A 6251-nucleotide genomic window follows, 5' to 3' on the forward strand; every position below is an offset into this window, starting at 1 on the left:
CGATCTGTATACCTGGCGCCGAGTATACAGATCGGTCTACTCTGGAGAAATGAGCACCTCGAAGACACAGAGCACATCGAGAGCGCAGGGCGCGCCGACCGCCTCGAACGGGCCGCGCCGAGTGCCGCTGACCCCCGGCGCCCGCCGGGCGCTGGAGGCGGCCGGGCGACTGTTCTACGACCGCGGCATCCATGCCGTCGGCGTCGACCTCATCGCCGCCGAGGCCGGTGTCACGAAGAAGACGCTCTACGACCGGTTCGGCTCGAAGGACCAGATCGTCGTCGAGTACCTCGCCGACCGCGACGAGCGCTGGCGGGCCTTCCTCGCCCCCCGCCTGGACGCGGCCCACACCCCGCACGACCGCGTTCTCGCCGTGTTCGAGGCCTCACGCGACTGGATGGACGCGGCCGGCCCCCGGGGCTGCAGCATGGTCAACGCCCACGCGGAGATCGACGACACGTCCCACCCGGCGTACGCGATCATCACCGGCCAGAAGCAGTGGATGCTCACCCTGTTCACCGACCTCGTACGCCCCCTCGCGCCCGCCTCGGCCGACACCCTGGGCCGCACACTGATGCTGCTCCACGAGGGCGCCCTCGTGGCCCACGGTCTGCGCATCTTTCCCGGCGCCCTCGACCATGCCCGCCAGCAGGCGGCGTCGCTGTTGACCACGGCCGAGGGCTCGCGCGCGACGGGCTGACGCGCCTGCCTGTCCACCAGCCTGTCGCCTGTCGTCCTGCGCCGTCGTTTGCTGCCCTGTGCCGTCCCGTCCACGGATCGGTCCGCCGGGCGAAGGCGGCCCCGCATCGGCGATAGTGATCCTCGAATCGAAAGATGTATCGAGCAATCAGGTCGAGGAACCAGGACGGGCGTGGACACGAGCAAGAGCGGTGCGGAAAACAACGCGGACCACAGCACAGAACGCAGTGCGGAATCGGAGACCGGGGCACCGGAGTCGGCCGGCCCGGCCGAACCGAGGAGAAGCGGCGGCTGGCGCCGCTGGGCCATGGACACCCGGCCGCTGCGCCGCCCGGCCTACCGCCGCCTCTGGTCCTCGACCATCGTCACGGCCGTGGGCAGCCAGCTCACCGCCGTCGCCGTACCCAAGCAGATCTACGACATCACGGGATCCTCGGCCTGGGTCGGCTACGCGAGCTTCGCGGGACTCCTGCCCCTCGTCGTCTTCGCGCTGTGGGGCGGCGCGATCGCCGACAGCGTGGACCGGCGCAAGCTCCTCCTCGTGACGAACATCGGGATTGCCGTCACGTCCCTGCTCTTCTGGATACAGGCCGTCATCGGACTCGAATCGGTCGGCGTCCTGATGGTGCTCCTCGCCGTCCAGCAGGCGTTCTTCGGCCTCAACTCCCCGGCCCGCCAGGCCTCCATCGCCCGGCTGGTCCCCAAGGACGAACTGGCCGCGGCGAACGCGCTCGGCTCGACCGTCATGCAGACCGGCCTCGTCGCCGGCCCCTTGCTGGCCGGCGCCCTCATCCCTCTCGTGGGCCTCGCCGAGCTCTATCTCATCGACGCCCTTGCCCTGTGCGCCACGGTATGGGCGGTCTACCGGCTTCCCGCGCTGCCGCCTCTGGGCACCACCGCGGCGGCCGCCGGGCGGGCAGGTCTGCGGGGGATCGCGGAGGGCTTCCGCTACATCTCCCTCAACCAGGTGCTCCTGCTGTCCTTCCTCGCCGACATCATCGCCATGGTCTTCGGCATGCCACGGGCGCTGTTCCCGCAGCTCGCCGCCCAGACGTACGCCCCGTACGGAGAGGGTCTCGCTCTCGGGCTTCTCTTCGCGGCGATCCCGATCGGGGCGGTGCTGGGTGGGCTGATGTCCGGTACGTTCTCGCGGGCGCGGCGGCACGGTCTCATGGTCATCGCCGCGGTGGTCGCCTGGGGTGTTGCCATCACCGGCTTCGGGCTGAGTTCCAACCTGTGGGTGGGCGTGGCGTTTCTCGCCGCCGCCGGGGTTGCCGACATGGTCTCCATGGTCTTCCGCGGGGCCATTCTTCTGTCGGCCGTGACCGATGAGCTTCGTGGCCGTATGCAGGGCGTCTTCACGGTCGTGGTCGCGGGTGGTCCGCGTCTGGCCGACGTCCTCCATGGGACGGCGGGCTCCGCGCTGGGCGCCCGGACGGCCGTTGCTGGTGGGGGTCTGCTTGTCGTCGCCACGATGCTGGTTCTGGCGGCGACGATGCCGGCGTTGCGGCGGTACCGGGGGAGTGCGTAGAGCTTTTTCGCCCCCGCCGCCCCTACCCATTCCCGTCCCTTCCTCAGGGGCTCCGCCCCCGAACCCCCGTATCGCGCTGAACGCGCTCGTCCTCAAACGCCGGACGGGCTGGTAGTCAGCCCCTCCGGCGTTTGAGGAGCGGGGGTTCGGGGGCTGGCCCCCGAAAAGGGACGGGAATGGGTAGGGGCGGCGGGGGCGAGGAAGAGCTAGGCCGGGCGCAGCCATACCGTTGCCAGTGGTGGCAGGGTGAGGCGGATACTCGCCGCCCACCCCTGCTCCCCCTGAGCCTCAGCCTTGACGGGGCCGGGACTCGTCACGCCGCTGCCCCCGAAGGGCAAGGCATCGGTGTTCAGGACCTCCCCCCAGGCGGGCACGTCATCCGGAACACCGAGCCGGTACTCGTGCCGCACCACCGGCGAGAAGTTGGAGACGGACAACAACGGACCCCCCTCCGCGTCGAACCGCAGGAACGCGAAGACGTTGTCCTCCGCCGCACCCCCCGCGACCCAGGCGAACCCGGAGGGATCGGTGTCCCGCTCCCAGAGCGCACCGGTCGTCCGGTACACGGAGTTGAGCTTCCGGACGAGGTCCCGCACACCCTGGTGATCGGCGGCGGCCCCGTACGAGGGATCGAGCAGCCACCAGTCGGGCCCGTGCGCCTCGGACCACTCCGCGCCCTGCGCGAACTCCTGCCCCATGAAGAGGAGTTGCTTGCCGGGGTGCGCCCACATGAAGCCCAGGTACGCCCGGTGCGTGGCCCGCTGCTGCCACCAGTCACCCGGCATCTTGGATACCAACGACTGCTTCCCGTGGACGACTTCGTCGTGGGAGATCGGCAGGACGTAGTTCTCGCTGTACGCGTACACCATCGAGAACGTCATCTCGTCGTGGTGGTACTTGCGGTGAACGGGCTCGTGCGCGATGTACTCGAGCGAGTCGTGCATCCAGCCCATGTTCCACTTCAGACCGAACCCCAGACCGCCACTGTCGGTGGAGCGGGTCACCCCGCCCCAGGCGGTCGACTCCTCGGCGATGGTCATCACACCCGGCACCCGCCGGTACACCGTCGCGTTCATCTCCTGGAGGAAGGCGACCGCGGCGAGATCCTCACACCCGCCGTGGACGTTGGGCGTCCACTGGCCCGGCTCGCGCGAGTAGTCGAGATACAGCATGGACGCCACGGCGTCGACCCGCAGGCCGTCGATGTGGAACTCCTCGCACCAGTACACCGCGTTGGCGACCAGGAAGTTGCGCACCTCGGTGCGACCGTAGTCGAACTCGTAGGTCCCCCAGTCGGGATGCTCGGCTCGGCGCGAGTCGCCCGGCTCGTACAACGGCTCCCCGTCGAAGCGGGCCAGCGCCCAGTCGTCCTTCGGGAAGTGGGCGGGCACCCAGTCCATGATGACGCCGATCCCGGCCCGGTGCAGCGCGTTGACGAGGTACTTGAAGTCGTCGGGCGTTCCCAGCCTGGCGGTCGGCGCGTAGAAGCCCGTGACCTGATACCCCCACGAACCGCCGAAGGGATGCTCCGCCACCGGCATCAGCTGAACATGGGTGAAGCCGAGGTCCTTGACGTACGCCGGGAGCTCCTCGGCCAGTTGACGGTACGTCAGCCCCCGTCGCCAGGACGGCAGATGGATCTCGTACACGGAGAACGGCGCCTCGTGCACGGCGATGTCACCGCGATGCGCCAGCCACTCCTGGTCACCCCACTCGTGGTGGGACGCCGTCACGATGGACGCCGTGGCGGGCGGCACCTCGGTCCGGCGTGCCATCGGGTCGGCCTTGAGGAACCGGTGGCCGTGCCGCGAGGTGATCTCGAACTTGTACCGCGCGCCCTCGCCGATGCCCGGCAGGAACAGTTCCCACACCCCGGACGAGCCCAGGGACCGCATCGGGAACGCGGTCCCGTCCCAGTGGCTGAAGTCCCCGGCCACCCGGACGCCCCGCGCGTTGGGTGCCCAGACGGTGAAGCGGGTGCCCGCCACGCCCTGGTGAGCCATCGGCTCGGCACCGAGCGCGGTCCACAGCTGTTCGTGGCGCCCCTCGCCGAACAGATGCAGATCGAACTCACCGAGAGAGGGCAGGAACCGGTAGGGATCCTGCACCGCCAGCTCGCCGCCGCCCTCGTACCGCACCAGCAAGGTGTACTCGGGAACCGAATCGAGCGGCATCACACCCGAGAAGAGGCCGTCACCCTCGCTGCCCAGCTCCATGCGCCGCCCGTCCGCGGACAACACGGCCACGGCCGTGGCGAACGGCCGCAACGCGCGGAAGACGACCCCGCCCGGCACGGGATGGGCCCCCAGCAGCGCATGCGGATCGTGGTGGGCGCCCGACAGTAGACGCTCCCGATCCATCGCGTCCATGGGTGCCGCCGACGGCCGCACTGCGGGCCGGACGTCCTCGGACACCGGAAGAGTCACGGCTGCGGTGATGTTGCGGGCCACGGGTTCAGCCTCCTTGAGCACTGTGGAAGGACGGGACCGGCTTCGGTGTACCGGAGCCGGAGGGTGCGGGGGCGCGCTCGGCGAGGCGGGCGATCGCCGCCATCGGCACGGGCAGCCAGTCGGGCCGGTGCCGAGCTTCGTACAGCACCTCGTACACGGCCCGGTCCGTCTCGTACGCGCGCAGCAGCTCGGGCTCGGCGCGCGGGTCCCAGCGGGCCTGGGCGGCGTACCCCGAGCAGTACGCGTCCCGGCAGCGGCGCGCCCACTCCGGGCGCCACGGGCGGCGGCTGCGGGCGGCGTAGTCGAAGGATCGGAGCATGCCCGCGACATCGCGTACGGGAGGCTGCGGGTGCCGTCGTTCGGCGATCGGGCGGGCCGGTTCGCCCTCGAAGTCGATGACGAACCACCGCTTCCCGGCCCGCAGCACCTGACCGAGGTGGAGATCGCCATGGATCCGCTGCACCGGGCGGCCCGAGTCGAGGGCGGCCAGCGCGTCGAAGGCACCCCGCAGTCCGTCCACGTACGGCAGGAGGTCCGGCACCGACCGGCTCGTGGCGACCAGCCGCTCGTTCATCGAGGCGGCGAGCCGCCTGCTCCGGCGTCCGACCGGGGCGCCGAGGGCGAACGCGCCGGCCAGCGCCAGGTGTACCTCGGCCGTCGCCCGCCCCAGTTCGAACGCCTCGTCGGTGAAGTCCCGTCCCGCGGCGAGCGATTCGAGTGCCAGGGTCCACCCGTCGTCGGCATCGCGCAGGAACGGCTGCAGCACACCGAGCGTCGCCGCCTGCGGCTGCGAGGTCCGGAACCATGCCACCGGTGCGGGTACACGGGTGCAGGCCTGCCGGGCCAGCGCCCAGGGCACTTCGAGATCCGGGTTGATGCCGGGCTGGACGCGCCGGAAGATCTTCAGGATGTACGAATCCCCGTACACCAACGAGGAGTTGGACTGCTCCGCGTCGAGGAGACGCGGGGTGAGTCCGGCGGGGATCGTCACATGCGCCTCGCGCTCGAACCGCAGCGGCCCCACCGTGCCGGGAGTGCGCAGCCGCTCCAGGAGCAGGTCCGCCGACCAGGGCTCCTGAAGGGCGTCGTACACCATCATTCCGGCCAGCGGCCCCTCGCTCGCCCGGCCGATACGGGTGTGGGCCAGCCGGGGCGGCAGGACCTCCCGGACACCGAGAAGCAACTGGTAGCAGTCCCCGGGCAGATGGGCGGCGGTGTCGTGCCGCGTACTGACCAGGAGATGCAGGCATCCCGGATGCAGCTCGGTCGCCGACAGCAGAGCCAGCTCCGTGACCCGCCGGCCCTTGCCCGCGAACCAGCGCTGCTCCGGCAACCACGTCCGCAGCAGTCCGGCGAGCGACGTCAGCAGAAGAGCCGGACTGTGGCTGCTGGGGCGGGGTGATACGACCTTGCGCATGGCGACCCGTCCTTTCAGGCGCACACCATCAATCGCTGTTTGGTGTGGGGAGCTACCGCGCGGAGTCGGAACCAGTAGAAGCCGTGGCCGGCGAGGGTGAGGAGGTAGGGGAGTTCGCCGATGGCGGGGAAGCGGACGCCGCCGATGAGTTCGA

5 protein-coding genes are annotated in these 6251 nt (G+C 70.4%); 2 read left to right on the forward strand and 3 right to left on the reverse strand.

The annotated features are described in order from the left end of the window. The first annotated feature begins 49 nt into the window (after window positions 1-49). Entirely contained in the window at window positions 50-700 is a 651-nt protein-coding gene (locus tag ACZ5VQ_RS32325; RefSeq protein WP_469108009.1) for a TetR/AcrR family transcriptional regulator, read from the forward strand. A gap of 171 nt (window positions 701-871) precedes the next feature. After that, window positions 872-2230 (forward strand): MFS transporter, encoded by a 1359-nt coding sequence (locus ACZ5VQ_RS32330; RefSeq protein WP_469108010.1) that lies wholly within the window; start codon window positions 872-874, stop codon window positions 2228-2230. 206 nt (window positions 2231-2436) lie between these two features. On the opposite strand, the gene glgB is transcribed toward ACZ5VQ_RS32330, so the two are convergent. The 3 genes from glgB to ACZ5VQ_RS32345 form a co-directional block, all read right to left on the reverse strand. Next, complete coding sequence (gene glgB, locus ACZ5VQ_RS32335; protein WP_469108025.1) at window positions 2437-4599, reverse strand: 1,4-alpha-glucan branching enzyme; 2163 nt, start codon at window positions 4597-4599, stop codon at window positions 2437-2439. An 85-nt stretch (window positions 4600-4684) separates the two neighbouring features. After that, window positions 4685-6097 carry a maltokinase N-terminal cap-like domain-containing protein gene (locus ACZ5VQ_RS32340; protein ID WP_469108011.1) on the reverse strand — a complete coding sequence of 471 codons (1413 nt, stop codon included), beginning with the start codon at window positions 6095-6097 and terminating at the stop codon, window positions 4685-4687. Between the two features lie 14 nt (window positions 6098-6111). After that, the coding region (locus ACZ5VQ_RS32345) for an alpha-glucosidase C-terminal domain-containing protein (protein ID WP_359859781.1) at window positions 6112-6251 on the reverse strand (140 nt) is incomplete at its 5' end.

The organism is Streptomyces sp. NPDC033178, assembly GCF_055577685.1.

What these genes read in the sequence shown, in the direction of transcription:
- ACZ5VQ_RS32325 (WP_469108009.1), top strand. Translation starts at nt 50, where the DNA reads ATGAGCACCTCGAAGACACAGAGCACATCGAGAGCGCAGGGCGCGCCG.
- ACZ5VQ_RS32340 (WP_469108011.1), bottom strand. Translation starts at nt 6,097, where the DNA reads ATGCGCAAGGTCGTATCACCCCGCCCCAGCAGCCACAGTCCGGCTCTT.
- glgB (WP_469108025.1), bottom strand. Translation starts at nt 4,599, where the DNA reads ATGGACGCGATGGATCGGGAGCGTCTACTGTCGGGCGCCCACCACGAT.